This is a genomic window from Enterobacter sp. BIDMC 26, assembly GCF_000534435.1.
In the GTDB taxonomy this organism is placed as follows: Bacteria; Pseudomonadota; Gammaproteobacteria; order Enterobacterales; family Enterobacteriaceae; genus Enterobacter; species Enterobacter ludwigii.
This window is the reverse complement of sequence record NZ_KI973182.1, coordinates 2798294-2811855: the sequence shown is the minus strand read 5'-3', so window position 1 is coordinate 2811855 and position 13562 is coordinate 2798294. Positions and strand designations below refer to the sequence as shown.

The following is a 13562-nucleotide window of genomic DNA, read 5'->3' as shown; positions in this document are numbered from 1 at the left end:
CTATGTCCGTGAAAGGACTGGAAAGGGCTATTCAGAACCTGAACAGCCTCAGCCGGTTAATCGTTCCTGAGGCAACCGCAAAAGCACTTAACCGGGTGGCCAGCAGAACGATAAGCCAGGGGAGCAAAGCTGTAGCGAAAGAAGCAACAGTTGATGATAACCGGAAAAAGGGGCTTCCGGTTCGTCTGGTCCGCCAGCGTTCCCGTCTGCGCAAGGCCCGTCACGATCGCCCGGTCGCGTCGATAAAAATCAACCGCGGTAATCTTCCTGCGATAAAGCTCGGCACGGCGCGCGTCCGGCTCTCGCGTAAAAAAGGGGCCAGAAACGGAGCGGGCAGCGTCCTCAAAATCGGCCCCTATACCTTTCGTAACGCTTTTATTCAACAGCTTGCCAACGGGCGCTGGCAGGTCATGCGGCGCGTAGGTCAGGCCCGTTATCCGATTGATGTGGTCAAAGTTCCTCTTGAGACACCGCTCACCGTGGCATTCACCGCTATTTCAAAGCGCCTTATTGAAAGCGATATGCCCAAAGAACTTTCCGCAGCCCTGAAAAACCAACTGAGGATCCACCTGAAGCGATGAACAGACACAGCGCAATTCGTGCAGCCATTCTGGCAAAACTGAAAGCCGATATCACCGACACGGTCACCTGGTTTGATGGGCGCCCTGTTTTTCTTGAAGAGCAGGATCTCCCTGCCGTGGCTGTTTACCTTTCTGACGCGGAGTACACCGGCGATTCGCTTGACGAAGATTCGTGGCAGGCGGTTGTTCACATCGAGGTATTTCTTAAAGCCTCCAGCCCTGACAGCGCGCTTGATTCCTGGATGGAAGAGAAAGTGTATCCGGCAATGGCCTTCATCCCAGTTCTGACCGAACTGGTTGAGACGTTCACCCCGCAGGGTTATGACTATCAGCGGGATGATGAAATGGCCACCTGGGGTTCAGTCGATTTCACGTACTTAATCACCTATTCAATTTAAGAGGTACTTATGCCTACTCCAAACCCACTGGCCCCCGTGAAAGGTGCCGGTACAACACTCTGGCTTTACACCGGAACGGGCAACGCTTTCGCTAACCCACTCTCGGATATCGACTGGAACCGCCTGGCAAAAATTAAAGAGCTGACGCCGGGCGAAATGACCGCCGAATCGTATGACGACACCTACCTCGACGACGAGGACGCCGACTGGAACGCGACCGCTCAGGGGGCAAAATCTGCTGGCGACACCTCTTTCACCCTCGCCTGGAAGCCGGGTGAAGAAGGGCAAAAAGACCTGGTCGCATGGTTTATTGATGGCTCAGTACGCTATTACAAAATCAAATACCCCAACGGTACCGTCGACGTTTTCCGCGGCTGGTGCAGCAGCCTGGGTAAAGCCATTCCGGCAAAAGAGGTTATTACCCGCACAGCGAAAATCACCAACACCGGCAAGCCGGAGCTGGCTGAAGAAAGCGGGAGCCCGAATATCCCAGTCACCGGCGTTACGCTCGATAAAGCCACGGCAAGCGTGGCCGTCGGTGCAACCACAACGCTCAATGTGACGGTTAATCCTGCCAGCGCCTCTGATACCTCGTTCCGCGTGGCAACCTCCGACGGGGCAAAAGCAACGGTCACGGTTAGCGGCAACGCGATCACCGTCACCGGCGTGGCGGCAGGCACCGCTGACATTATTGTAATGACTAGCGACGGTAATTTCGTTGCGGTCTGCAAAGTCACCGTAACTGCAGCGTAAGGAAGGACGCATGTTTCTGAAAAAAGAGAAGTTCACCTGGCAAACAGAATCCCTGACCATCTTCGAGCTGTCGGCGCTTCAGCGTATTGAGTTCCTCACGTTTATGGCCGCAGAGGAAAGGGCCGTCAGTGCTGACAGCGACGGCATCAGCGATCAGGAAATGACGGCCAGGCTGATTGGCTCAAATATTCGCTGCGGTGCGCGTTTGATCGCGATGTCTTTGTGGCATAACGATCCGGCTGGCACGGATGTGGAGACGCTTTATCAGCAGGTGCTTAGCGGCTGGCCGCCGGAGGCGATCGGTAAGGCAGAAATGGAAATAAAGCTGCTCTCCGGCATGCTCGTTCCGGTTGATGATGACAACTCTGCCGATCCGGATGCCTCAGCGGAGGCCGAAGGCGCAGAACCCGTTACGGCGGAAAAGCCCTTGCCAGCGAGCTGAAGTTTGTCCTGAATCTGGCGCGCGAGTTCGGGCGACCCGACTGGCGCGCCATGCTGGCTGGAATGACTTCCAGTGAGCTGGGCGACTGGCACCAGTTCTACCGGGAGCATTATTTTCAGGACGCGCAGCTCGATGCGCATTTCTCAGAGCTGCTTTATTCCATCTCCACTCTTTTCTTCCGCGACCCGGAACTTACCCCCGCACATTTCAGCCTGCTTTCTCCTTCCGGTATCGTCATCAGCGATGAAGAGCCGGATGATGATTCGCTGATGGCCGCAGCTGAGGGGATAACAGGAGGTATCCGATATGGCCCAGCAGATTAGCGATCTGGTCATCAACCTTGACGTCGACAGCGCCACGTTTAGTGAGCAGGTTGCCCGCATAAAGGGCCAGCTCACCGGGATGGCTGAGGACTCTGAAAAAGTCCAGACGCGAATGCAGCGCGCTTCCGAGCGGCAGGCGGCTGCGTTTAAAACTGTGGGCGACGCTGGCGCGGCGGCTGCCGCAGATATGAAATCCCGCCAGTCGGCCGCAACGGAAGGGCTGACCAAAGACTGGCAGAACGTTTCAAAGTCCGTTGATGAAACTCACCGCCGCGTGACCGAGCTTAATCAGCGTATGCGGGAAAATGACGGACAGGCCGCAGCGCTTGCCCGCCGTCAGGATGAACTGGCGGCATCCTTTTTCCGCCAGATTGACGGCGTTCGCCAGCTCAATGGTGAAACGCAGTCGCTTGCGAACGTGCAGGCGCGCTTTCGTGCGGCAAGGGCACAGGGCAATATCACCCAGCAGGATTATCTCGCCCTGATTTCCCGCACCACGGCCAGGCAAAAAGAGCTGCAGATCGTGGAGGAAAAATCGGCCGCCGCACGTACCCGATTCCTCAGTCAGCTGAAGCAACAGGTCGCAGAGCAAAAACTCTCCGGTACCGAGCTGCTGCGCATGAAGGCGGCGCAGGTCGGTGCAAGCGATGCGGCTGAGGTCTATATCCGCAAGCTTGAAGCTGCCAAAGTGGCCACCCATGGTCTGGGGCTGCAAAGTGCTGCTGCCCGGCAGGAGCTGGGGATACTTATTGGCGAGGTCATGCGCGGTAACTTCGGTGCGCTGCGCGGCTCCGGGATCACGCTGGCGAACCGGGCAGGATGGATAGACCAGCTGCTGTCGCTGCGCGGGCTTGGGATCGCCGGGATGGTTGGTGGTATTGCCGCGGCGGTTTACGGGCTGGGTAAAGCCTGGTATGACGGCAGCAAAGAGTCCGAGGAATTTAACAGGCAGCTGATCCTGACCGGGAATTACGCCGGGAAAACGTCCGGACAGCTACAGGCACTGGCGCGCTCGCTGGCAGGTAATGGCATTACACAGCATGCTGCTGCAGGTGTGCTGGCGCAGGTTGTCGGAAGTGGTGCGTTTAGCGGTAATGATGTCAGCATGGTGAGCAATGTTGCTGCCAGGCTGCAGCAGGCCACCGGGCAGGCCGTCGACGAAACCATCAACCAGTTTAAACGCCTGAAGGATGATCCGGTTAATGCAGTCACAACGCTCAACGATTCGCTGCATTTTCTGACGGCCACGCAGTATGAACAGATTGCCTCTGCTCAGGCTATGGGAGATACGCAGAAAGCATCAGAGCTTGCCATGCGCGCATATTCTGATGCGGTCATTCAGCGGGCCGGGGCGGTTGAGGAAAATCTTGGCTCCCTCGAAAAAGCCTGGAACTGGGTGAAGAATGCGGCCTCAGGCGCGTGGGATGCGATGCTGGGCATAGGGCGTAATCCTGACACCGCGATGAAGCGCCAGGACTCTTTTGCTGAATGGCAGGCAGCTGAGAAAGAATACCGTGCACTGTCCGGCAATCTCAAGGTTGATCCGGACTATGCCGGTAACAACGTTCTGCAAAAGGCAGATGCGGAAAGGCTGAGAAACGCGCGCCAGCAGGTAGAGCTTAAGAAGCAGGCTTACGATCTTGCCGATAAGCAATATGCCCAGGAAGGGCTGGCAGCTGCCAGGGAAAAAATGCGGACGGAACAGCAGACACAGGCCGTCCGGACCCAGCAGCAATTTAATCAGATGGTTGAATCCGGGGCGACGGCGGCAGAAAAACGTGCCCTTGCGGAGAAAAAACTCAATCAGCTTATTGCTAAAAACCGCCAGGATGCGAAAGACGGCATCGCCACGTTGTGGACTGAAAAGGACATAGCGGCAGCACGCGCCGGGATTGAAAAGCAGTGGAAGGATCCCAAAACGCCGAAAGGCAAAAGCTATTCAACGCCAGCCGGGGACAAAGCTGAAGAAAAAGCGCAGGCTGAACTTCTCACCCTTCAGGCCCAGCTTAAAACGCTCGAGCAGCATACCAGCGTAAACGACGTCATAAGCAAACAGCGGCAGGATCTCTGGCAGACTGAAAATCAGTTCGCCGTTCTGCAGGAGGCGGCTGGTCGTCGTCAGCTTACGGCGCAGGAAAAATCCCTGCTTGCGCACAAGGAAGAAACGCTCGAGTACAAGCGGCAGCTGGCCGACCTGGGTGATAAGGTTGCCAGGCAGCAAAAGCTCAACCAGCTGACCGACCAGGCCGTGAAGTTTGAGCAGCAGCAAAAAGCCGCCAGGGCGGGTTTACAGGCTCAGTCTGATGGGCTATCTACCCGCGAGGCCGGGCGACAAACCACCCTGCAACGTCTCAGCGAGAGCTATTCATATAACCCTCAGGCGCAGCAAAAGGTTCTGGAAGAGCAAAGGGCGACGTTCGAGGCTGAAGATGCCCTGCGCGCAAACTGGCTGGCCGGTGCGAAACAGGGCTGGGCCGAATATCAGGATTCAGCGACAAACGTTTTCAGCTCCGTTCAGCAGATTTCGCAGGCAACGTTCAGCGGGCTGGCGGGCCAGCTTACCAGCCTGACAACAACCGGGAAGGCGAGTTTCCGGGACTTCACCAGCTCGATCCTCAAAATGATTGTGTCCGTTATCAACCAGCTGCTGGTGGCTTACACCATCCAGAGCGCAATGGGCTGGGTGAGCGGCGGGGCGAAAGCCTCCTCTGCAGGGCAGTCATTCGCGGTCCCGTCATACCGGCCACAGGGTTTTGACGTGGGCGGTTTTACCGGGCACGGCGGCAAGTACGAGCCAGCCGGTATCGTTCACCGCGGGGAATTCGTATTCACCAAAGAGTCAACCAGTCGCATCGGCGTGGCGAATCTCTATCGCCTGATGCGCGGGTATGCCTCGGGTGGTCTGGTCGGCGGCGGGAGCGCAGCCGGGGCTGGCATGGGCGGGATCAGTGTTTATGCCCCTGTGAACATCAGCCAGCAGGGGAGTGACGGGAGCATAAATCAGGCGAACGCCACGGGGACGGCGAAACAGCTGCAGGCGATTGTTCAACAGACAATCACCGAGCGACTGAAAAAAGAAATGTCCGCAGGCGGCGTGCTTTATTCGAGGAGGACACCGTGACAGACACGTTTACCTGGCGCACGCGAAAAACCGCGCAGGGCACTGAAACGACCCGAACGCTGCAGGCCCAGTTCGGGGATGGCTACAAACAGATAGCGGGGATGGGGATCAACGACAAACAGGAAACGTGGAACCTGGACTGGACGGGCACCAGACAGGAGGCGGCTGCGCTGCGCGCTTTTCTGATGTCTCACGTTACTAAATCGTTCTGGTGGACCACGCCATGGGGTGAAAAAAAGCTGTTCAGAATGAAGGCCGATTCGTTCAGCGTTTCATTCCCTACCGGGAAAAAAGCCACGGTGGCCTTCACTTTTGAACAGGCGTTTGCGCCCTGATTTTCTCGACAAACACTGAAAGCTGCCTCCGGGCGGCTTTTTTTATGGGGGTAATATGAGTTTTACCGGAGATATACAACAGCTTGAGCCCGGCAGCGTTATTCAGCTGATTGAGATCGACGGCACCGAATTCGGTATGGATCAGGTGCTGCGGTTTCATGCGCACAATATCCAGGAGGAGGGGTGGGCAGCCTTCGCCGCTGAGAACCTGCCCGCCATAATCTGGCAGGGCAACCAGTACGATCCTCATCCTTATGAACTGAAGGGTATGGAGTTATCAAGTACCGGGTCCCAGCCGACGCCCACGCTCTCAGTCGGGAACGTCGGGAACTATGTCACGGCGCTATGCCTGGAGTATGACGACATGGTCCGGGCGAAAGTAAAAATCCACACAACGCTCTCTAAGTACCTCGATGCCGACAACTGGAAAGACGGCAATCCGGGGGCCAGCCCGGCCGATGAGCGCGTACAACTCTTTTTCGTCAATGCCAAAACCGCAGAGACGAGGATACAGGTTGATTTTGAGCTGTGCTCTCCCTTCGATATTCAGAGCCTTCAGCTGCCTACCCGGCAGATTACGCCTGTCTGCACCTGGTGTATGCGGGGCTGGTACCGAAGCGGAACCGGATGCGACTACAACGGTACGAAATATTTTACCAAGGATGGCACGCCTACCGATGATCCGTCGAAGGATGTATGTGGCGGTCGCCGTCAGGACTGTCAGGATCGTCACGGTCCGGACGCGCCGCTGCCATTCGGGGGCTTTCCGGCCGCCAACCTGCAGGGGAAATGATAATGCGAGAAAAATTGCTGGATGCTATCCGTCAGCACGTCGCTGGTGAATACCCCAAAGAAGCCTGTGGCCTGATTGTTCAGTCAGGGCAGCAGCAAATCTTTATTCCCTGTCGCAACATCGCGGATAAACCGGAGGAAACATTCACGCTCTCTCCGGAAGACCAGCTTGCTGCCCGCGCGCTCGGTGAAATCATTATGGTCATTCACTCCCATCCGGATGTGGTCCGGCTGGTGCCCTCCGAGCTGGACCGCATCCAGTGTGACTGGTCGGGTATTGAGTGGGGGATCATGTCCTGGCCGGACGGTGATTTTTGTACGATTTCCCCGCGTGAAGACCGGGATTATGCCGGGCGGCAATGGTTGCTGGGTTACGCGGACTGCTGGTCGCTGATCCGGGAATATTATCAGCGTGAATATGGTATTGGCCTCGGGAACTATTCGGTGCCTTACGAATGGTGGGAGAGCGGCAAAGAGCGGCTCTACGATGACAACTGGGAGCGTGAGGGGTTCGTTGAGATTGACGCCGGTGCTATGCAGCCCGGGGACATCATCATGATGAGTGTGCAGGCATCGGTGACCAATCACGCCGCTGTATATCTGGGTGACAACATCATTCTTCATCATTTGTTCGGGCACCTTTCTTCGCGTACGCCGTATGGGAAATATTATCGCGACAGAACGGTCCGGGTGGTCAGGCATAAGGACAACATGAATGCTTAAAACGCTTATTCTCGACGGTAAGATGGCTAAAAAATTCGGGGCACGCGTTCAGTTTGATGTTGCCGATCTGCGTGAAATGCTCAGGGCAGTATGTTCGCAGGTTCCCGGCTTCAAAAAATACATGTCGGAAGCCCATATGAAGGGGATCCGTTTCGCCTTTTTCAACGGGGATAACAATATCGGGCTGGAAGAGTTCGATATGACTCGCGGGGGAAGCGTATACCGGATCGTGCCCGTTTATGAGGGGGCCAAAAACTCGGGCGTCCTGCAGATAGTTGTCGGTGCCGTTGCGCTGGTCGCTGCATTCTTTACCGCCGGTGCGAGTATGGCAGCCTGGGGGGCGGCGATGAGTGCAACAGCCATCAGCGCCACGTCAATTTTGACCGGGGTCGGGGTATCAATGATGCTGGGCGGCGTTGTCCAGATGCTCACGCCCCAGCCATCTTTCGGCGCGGGTAAATCCTCAAGCACGGATAACACGCCTAACTATGCCTTCGGGGCGCCGGTCAATACCGTCGCTATGGGGCATCCTGTCCCCCTGGCTTACGGTCTGATCGAGGCAGGGGGAGCGATAGTCAGCGCCGGTATGTACTCGAGCGATCAGCAGTAGGCCAGCGGCCATTAACTTAAAGGTGCTTCGGCACCTTTTTTTATGGGTGAAAAAATGCAGCTTCTTGAACAAGAAACCATCCTGCAGGGTGCCAAAGGGGGCGGGGGTAGCGCGCATACTCCGGTTGAGCAGCCTGACGATCTGCTGTCGGTCGCAAAATTAAAAATGCTCATTGCCGTTTCTGAGGGGGAAATACAGGGCGACCTGACCGCACAGAACATTTTTCTCAACGATACGCCGCTGGCAAACGACAGTGGGGAATACAACTTCAGCGGCGTGAAATGGGAGTTCCGCAAGGGCACACAGGACCAGACCTATATTGCCGGGATGCCCCAGGTCGATAACGAGCTGGCGGTGGGCACAACTGTCACCACCACCGCGCCCTGGACACGCCAGTTTACCAACCTTTCCCTGGATGCCATCCGCATCAAGCTCAGCCTTCCGGTCCAGTATCTCTATAAAGATAACGGCGATATGGTGGGCACGGTTACCGAGTATGCGATCGATTTATCAACGGACGGCGGCGCCTGGAAAACGGTTGTAAACGGCAAGTTTGACGGAAAGACCACGACGGAATATCAGCGTGACCACCGTATCGATCTGCCAAAATCCACGTCCGGCTGGTCTGTCAGGGTCAGGCGTATTACGGCTGATGCCAGCGGATCAAATTCGAAACTGGTTAACGCCTTCAAGGTGTTTTCGTATGCGGAAGTCATCGACAGCAAGCTTCGTTATCCTCTGACGGCGCTACTGTATGTCGAAGTGGACAGCAGCCAGTTCAACGGCAGCGCACCGAAGGTGACCTGTAAGATAAAGGGCAAGCTGATAAAGGTTCCGGATAACTATGATCCGATAACCCGAACCTATTCTGGCTCATGGTCCGGCGGTTTCAAAATGGCCTGGTCCAATAACCCCGCCTGGATATTTTACGATCTGGTTCTGGATGAAATTTACGGCATGGGCACGCGCGTGGATGCGTCCATGGTGGATAAGTGGGCGCTGTACTCAATAGCCCAGTATTGCGACGAAATGGTTTCCGACGGTGCCGGTGGCACCGAACCGCGTTTCACCTGCAACGTTTTCATTCAGAGCCAGGAGGACGCCTGGCAGGTACTTAACGATCTCGCCGCGGTATTTCGTGGCATAACGTTCTGGGGCAACGATCAGATTTATGTCCAGGCAGACGTCCCGCAGGACGATGTTGACTGGGTTTATAACGCCTCAAACGTTATCGATGGGCTGTTTACTTATGCGGGCGGCTCATACAAGAATCGCTACAGCTCCTGCCTGGTGTCCTGGTCCGATCCGCAGAACCATTACAGCGATACCGTTGAGGGGGTCTACGATTCGGCGCTTGTAGAGCGTTATGACGTCCGGCAGACGTCCCTGACCGCAATCGGCTGCACCTCGCAAAGTGAAGCGCACCGGCGCGGGCGCTGGGTACTACTCTCCAATGCCAAAGACGGTACCGTATCATTTGGCGTGGGGCTGGATGGCTACATCCCGCTGCCTGCTGAAATTATCGGTGTCGCCGATCCTTTCCGTTCCGGCAAGGAGAACGGGGGACGCATCAGGGCGGTCAATGGCCGCCAGATTACGCTGGATCGAGAAATAGACTACGCGGCGAAAGACCGGCTGGTGGTTAACCTGCCTGACGGAAAAGCCCAGACGCGCACAATCAGCGCGGTGAGCGCAGATAAAAAAACGGTGACGGTGGCCACCGCATTTAGTCAGGCACCTGTGGCGGGTGCTGTCTGGGCGATAGACAGTGATAACCTCGCAATACAGTATTTCCGGGTCACTTCAATTGCGGCTAACGACGACAGCACAGGCGGTTTCACTATTACGGCCGTTCAGCACGATCCAAACAAATACCGTTACATCGACGACGGCGTTCGGGTCGAGTCGCCCCCGATCACCGTCACGCCGATAAGCGTCCTGTCAGCGCCGAAGAATATCGTGGTGACTGAGAGCGATCATGTTTCACAGGGCCTGACGGTAGCAAGCCTGGACGTGTCATGGGATAAGGTAGAGGGCGCAATCCGGTACGTTGCCCAGTGGCGTAAGGACAACGGGGACTGGATAAACGTTCCGGTTACCAGCGCGCAGGGTTTCTCGGTTCAGGGCATTTATTCGGGAAGCTATGACGTGCGCGTCCGGGCGCTGAATGCGCAGGATACGTCGTCACCATGGGGATACGGTGAAACAACTTATCTTTCGGGTAAAACGGGAAAACCGGGTACTCCGCTCAACTTCCTGGCGACCGAAGATGTGGTCTGGCATATCGACCTGACCTGGAAATTTCCGGATGGCTCTGGCGACACGGCCTATACAGAGATTCAGCGCGCCACAACTGCCGACTACGCCAATCCTGAACTGCTGGTCCTGGTGCCGTACCCGGCTGCAGATTATCAGCATGGCCCCATGCCGGCCGGCGTTCGCCAGTGGTACCGCGCGCGCCTGATTGACCGTATCGGTAACGCCGGGGACTGGACCGACTGGGTCATGGGCACGTCCTCGATAGATGTCAGCGAAATAACCAATGACATTCTGGAGGATATGAAAGAGTCGGAAACGTTCAAGGATCTGATCGAGAACGCGGTGGACAGCAATGAAAAAATTGCTGGCATGGCTGACGATATCAAACAGGCCAACGACGAACTGGAGCAGCAGGCGAAGGACATCGCCAAAAATGCCCAGGACGTCGGTAAGGTTCAGACCAGCGTTAATGAGCTTTCCAGCACGGTCGGGAATGTTTCGTCTTCACTCAGTCAGCTTGAGCAGACCGTTGCGACGGCTGATACCGCGCTGGGCCAGCGAATCGACAGCATCAGTGTGTCTATGGACGGCATGACGGGCGGGGTCAAGAACTCAGCCATTGCCATTATCCAGAACGGGCTGGCGCAGGTGGCTGCGCGTAAAACCCTGTCTGCATCGGTCGCCGGCAACAGCGCGAATCTGGACCGTATTGATGAGGTGATTGTCAACGACAGGGAGGCAACGGCGCGCTCGCTGCTTAGCCTGCAGACGGACGTCAACGGCAACAAGGCATCAATCAATAGCCTGAATCAGACGTTCTCTGATTACCAGCAGGCCACGGCCACGCAGATAAACGGCATAACGGCGACGGTGAACGGGCATACCTCAGCCATCACAACTAACGCTCAGGCGATAGCGAACGTAAACGGCGACCTCAGCGCGATGTATAGCATCAAGGTTGCCGCCTCCAGCAACGGGCAGTATTACGCCGCGGGGATGGGGATCGGCGTTGAGAATACGCCATCCGGCATGCAGTCGCAGGTTATCTTCCTGGCTGATCGCTTCGCCGTCACCACGGCAGCCGGTAACAGCGTGGCTTTGCCATTCGTGATCCAGAACGGGCAGACATTCATCCGCGCCAGCTTCATTCAGGACGGCACCATTGAGAACGCCAAAATCGGCAACTATATCCAGTCGAATAACTATGTGGCTGGCTCTGCAGGGTGGAAGCTTGATAAGGGAGGAACGTTCGAAATTAACGGCGTGGCCGGGGGAGGGAGGATGCTGATATCCAGCACTCTCATTCGCATCTACGACAACAACAACGTGCTGCGCGTCAGAATGGGGTTATGGTAATGCCACAGGGTTTACAGTGCTGGGATAGTGCAGGGCGGGTTGCGGTTGATTTAAGCGATTATGCGATCCGGTATATCGGAAGCACCTCTGTAACTTTTGCCGCGGGTGAGACGTCGAAAAACGTTTCTTTCGCCGGAATAACACAGGACGGCTCATTTATTTCGATTGTGTCGACTGGCGCCACGGCCAATGAATACCACTGCCGCGCTTATAACGGCGGTTTTACTGCTTACTATTTGCCGACAACCGGAAGCCCTGCGATAACACTCAATGTGGAGGTTTATAACTTTCAATGAGCGGATTCGAAGTTTATAACAGCGATGGAAAACTGCTGGTGGACTCACAAAACAGGTCCACCCTTTTTTATGACCAGAGGACACTCGGAGCTGTTGAGAGTAAGGGTTATTACCAGGTTGATAGCCCGTTTGGTAACGGCAGCACTCTGGGTTTTACACCGCAGCAATTCTGGAATGACGGCAGATTGCGGTGGCTGCAGTTGAGTGCAAACAGGTACGGTATGCCGGGCGCAGACCTGCTTGAAGATAATGCGGGGAGTATGATCCGGACTGCACGTAACATTGGAATGCAGAGCGGTTATCTTGACGTGTTTGACAGCGGAGGGAATCTCATATGGAGCGCAGCTTCCGCATCGAAAATGCCCCGTGTTGTTGGGTTCTTTGATGTGCCAGCGAACTATGACCTGCAGAACAATACGCTTTCGGTGAGCCTGAGCTTTAACCCCTGGATTCTGGTAAATAACTGCCCGGGGAATCTCAGCGATGATGGAACCGTTACGGGGTATTCAGGAATAGTGCTCAAATGGACTGGCTCACAACTGCAGGGGCGGTTCATTTCAAAAAACCAGCGCAGCTGGAGCCAGACATTTCAGGGTAGGGGATTACGAATCCCCATTGCTCAGTTTGTCGGTATTTGACTCAGGGGGAACGCGAGGATACTGCGTGGCAATCATGTTTTGTCTCACGCCTTTTGCTGCGTTGAAGCGATAAACAACATCCAGTTTATCGGTTTTTTTATAGCAAATATTACTGAGTCGCTTATTTACATGGCGGCTAAATATTCCATTGCTGCTGTCAGAAATAACCGTCATTTCTCGCGTAGCGCAGTCAATATTCACGTGAATATCACCGCCCAATGATAAACGGGCAGCGTCAACCGGATAATCCATTCTGAATGCGTTGTCTGTGTGTTTACTGGAACAGCCAGCCAGCAGCAAAAATACTGCAGCAAATAATCGTTTCATTTCTACATTCCTGTAAATGCGGGAATATCCATTTTATTAGAGTTTAAAAAATAGTCAGATTGATATGAGCGATCAATTTTACATGATTGATCGTTTCAAACGATCGTTATTATCGTGAGGTAGTTCATGCTTTATAACACTGGCACTATCGCTATTAACGGAAATACCGCAACCGGCACTGGCACAAACTGGACGGCACCGGCCAGCCAGGTTCGCGCTGGACAGACGATTATCGTCATGTCTAACCCGGTCCAGATGTTCCAGATTTCATCCGTGAACAGCGCCACATCGATGACGGTTACGCCAGCTGCTTCCCCGGCGCTGAGCGGCCAGAAGTACGGCATTCTGGTATCTGACAATATCTCGGTCGATGGCCTGGCACAGGCGATGTCTCAGCTCATCAAAGAGTATGACGAGAATATCGGTGCGTGGGAGACCTTCGCTACCACATCAGCAAATCAGAGCATTACCGTGACCATCAACGGCACCGCCGTAACCATCCCCGGCATCGGTAAACTGGCGCAGAAAGGGAGCAACGGTGCGCTTGCAATCGCTGACGGCGGGACCGGGGCAACGAAGGCGGAAGACGCTCGCACAAACCTCGGTTT

At 55.4% G+C, this 13562-nt stretch carries 13 protein-coding genes and 2 pseudogenes; 14 read left to right on the top strand and 1 reads right to left on the bottom strand.

From position 1 onward, the window contains the following. The first annotated feature begins 2 nt into the window (after nt 1-2). The 13 genes and pseudogenes from L462_RS10205 (at nt 3) to L462_RS10265 (ending at nt 12627) form a co-directional block, all read left to right on the top strand. Nucleotides 3-581, top strand: coding sequence for a phage tail protein (locus L462_RS10205; protein ID WP_020884618.1), 579 nt, complete (start codon nt 3-5; stop codon nt 579-581). Then, nucleotides 578-979 carry a phage minor tail U family protein gene (locus tag L462_RS10210; protein ID WP_032678764.1) on the top strand — a complete coding sequence of 134 codons (402 nt, stop codon included), beginning with the start codon at nt 578-580 and terminating at the stop codon, nt 977-979. Before L462_RS10205 ends, L462_RS10210 begins: the two co-directional genes overlap by 4 nt. 9 nt (nt 980-988) lie before the next feature. Continuing rightward, nucleotides 989-1732 (top strand): phage tail protein, encoded by a 744-nt coding sequence (locus tag L462_RS10215; RefSeq protein WP_032678763.1) that lies wholly within the window; start codon nt 989-991, stop codon nt 1730-1732. A gap of 10 nt (nt 1733-1742) precedes the next feature. Continuing rightward, nucleotides 1743-2174, top strand: a complete 432-nt coding sequence (gpG, locus tag L462_RS10220; RefSeq protein WP_032678762.1) for a phage tail assembly chaperone G — start codon at nt 1743-1745, stop codon at nt 2172-2174. Next, nucleotides 2171-2488, top strand: a pseudogene (locus L462_RS10225) (phage tail assembly protein T); the annotation flags it as partial. The gene gpG and the pseudogene L462_RS10225, both read left to right, overlap by 4 nt. Then, the gene (locus L462_RS10230; protein ID WP_032678759.1) at nt 2481-5618 is read left to right on the top strand and encodes a phage tail tape measure protein; all 3138 of its coding nucleotides are present in this window, start codon (nt 2481-2483) and stop codon (nt 5616-5618) included. The pseudogene L462_RS10225 and the gene L462_RS10230, both read left to right, overlap by 8 nt. After that, the gene (locus L462_RS10235) at nt 5615-5953 is read left to right on the top strand and encodes a phage tail protein (RefSeq protein WP_032678758.1); all 339 of its coding nucleotides are present in this window, start codon (nt 5615-5617) and stop codon (nt 5951-5953) included. Before L462_RS10230 ends, L462_RS10235 begins: the two co-directional genes overlap by 4 nt. A 55-nt stretch (nt 5954-6008) precedes the next feature. Beyond that, the gene (locus L462_RS10240; protein ID WP_032678756.1) at nt 6009-6746 is read left to right on the top strand and encodes a phage minor tail protein L; all 738 of its coding nucleotides are present in this window, start codon (nt 6009-6011) and stop codon (nt 6744-6746) included. A 2-nt stretch (nt 6747-6748) separates the two neighbouring features. Beyond that, nucleotides 6749-7468 carry a C40 family peptidase gene (locus tag L462_RS10245; protein WP_032678755.1) on the top strand — a complete coding sequence of 240 codons (720 nt, stop codon included), beginning with the start codon at nt 6749-6751 and terminating at the stop codon, nt 7466-7468. Then, nucleotides 7461-8078: a tail assembly protein gene (locus tag L462_RS10250; protein ID WP_020690728.1), complete on the top strand. Its 618-nt coding sequence runs from the start codon at nt 7461-7463 to the stop codon at nt 8076-8078. The genes L462_RS10245 and L462_RS10250 overlap by 8 nt, the downstream gene beginning before the upstream one ends. Before the next feature lie 42 nt (nt 8079-8120). Then, the gene (locus L462_RS10255; RefSeq protein ID WP_032678754.1) at nt 8121-11693 is read left to right on the top strand and encodes a TipJ family phage tail tip protein; all 3573 of its coding nucleotides are present in this window, start codon (nt 8121-8123) and stop codon (nt 11691-11693) included. Beyond that, a complete protein-coding gene (locus tag L462_RS10260) occupies nt 11687-11989 on the top strand; it encodes a hypothetical protein (RefSeq protein WP_032678753.1) in 303 nt (100 codons plus the stop codon). Before L462_RS10255 ends, L462_RS10260 begins: the two co-directional genes overlap by 7 nt. Then, complete coding sequence (locus L462_RS10265) at nt 11986-12627, top strand: hypothetical protein (RefSeq protein ID WP_032678752.1); 642 nt, start codon at nt 11986-11988, stop codon at nt 12625-12627. Before L462_RS10260 ends, L462_RS10265 begins: the two co-directional genes overlap by 4 nt. Here the strand turns inward: L462_RS10265 and L462_RS10270 are convergent. Beyond that, a complete protein-coding gene (locus L462_RS10270) occupies nt 12592-12954 on the bottom strand; it encodes a putative periplasmic lipoprotein (protein WP_032678751.1) in 363 nt (120 codons plus the stop codon). The two genes, L462_RS10265 and L462_RS10270, sit on opposite strands and share 36 nt — an antisense overlap. Nucleotides 12955-13080: 126 nt before the next feature. Here L462_RS10270 and L462_RS25330 point away from each other — a divergent pair. Next, nucleotides 13081-13562, top strand: a pseudogene (locus L462_RS25330) (tail fiber protein); the annotation flags it as partial.

Bases quoted from the DNA above. Each gene is read 5' to 3' on its own strand.
- L462_RS10205 (WP_020884618.1), top strand. From the start codon at position 3: ATGTCCGTGAAAGGACTGGAAAGGGCTATTCAGAACCTGAACAGCCTC.
- L462_RS10210 (WP_032678764.1), top strand. From the start codon at position 578: ATGAACAGACACAGCGCAATTCGTGCAGCCATTCTGGCAAAACTGAAA.
- L462_RS10215 (WP_032678763.1), top strand. From the start codon at position 989: ATGCCTACTCCAAACCCACTGGCCCCCGTGAAAGGTGCCGGTACAACA.
- gpG (WP_032678762.1), top strand. From the start codon at position 1,743: ATGTTTCTGAAAAAAGAGAAGTTCACCTGGCAAACAGAATCCCTGACC.
- L462_RS10230 (WP_032678759.1), top strand. From the start codon at position 2,481: ATGGCCCAGCAGATTAGCGATCTGGTCATCAACCTTGACGTCGACAGC.
- L462_RS10240 (WP_032678756.1), top strand. From the start codon at position 6,009: ATGAGTTTTACCGGAGATATACAACAGCTTGAGCCCGGCAGCGTTATT.
- L462_RS10245 (WP_032678755.1), top strand. From the start codon at position 6,749: ATGCGAGAAAAATTGCTGGATGCTATCCGTCAGCACGTCGCTGGTGAA.
- L462_RS10250 (WP_020690728.1), top strand. From the start codon at position 7,461: ATGCTTAAAACGCTTATTCTCGACGGTAAGATGGCTAAAAAATTCGGG.
- L462_RS10255 (WP_032678754.1), top strand. From the start codon at position 8,121: ATGGGTGAAAAAATGCAGCTTCTTGAACAAGAAACCATCCTGCAGGGT.
- L462_RS10260 (WP_032678753.1), top strand. From the start codon at position 11,687: ATGGTAATGCCACAGGGTTTACAGTGCTGGGATAGTGCAGGGCGGGTT.
- L462_RS10265 (WP_032678752.1), top strand. From the start codon at position 11,986: ATGAGCGGATTCGAAGTTTATAACAGCGATGGAAAACTGCTGGTGGAC.
- L462_RS10270 (WP_032678751.1), bottom strand. From the start codon at position 12,954: ATGAAACGATTATTTGCTGCAGTATTTTTGCTGCTGGCTGGCTGTTCC.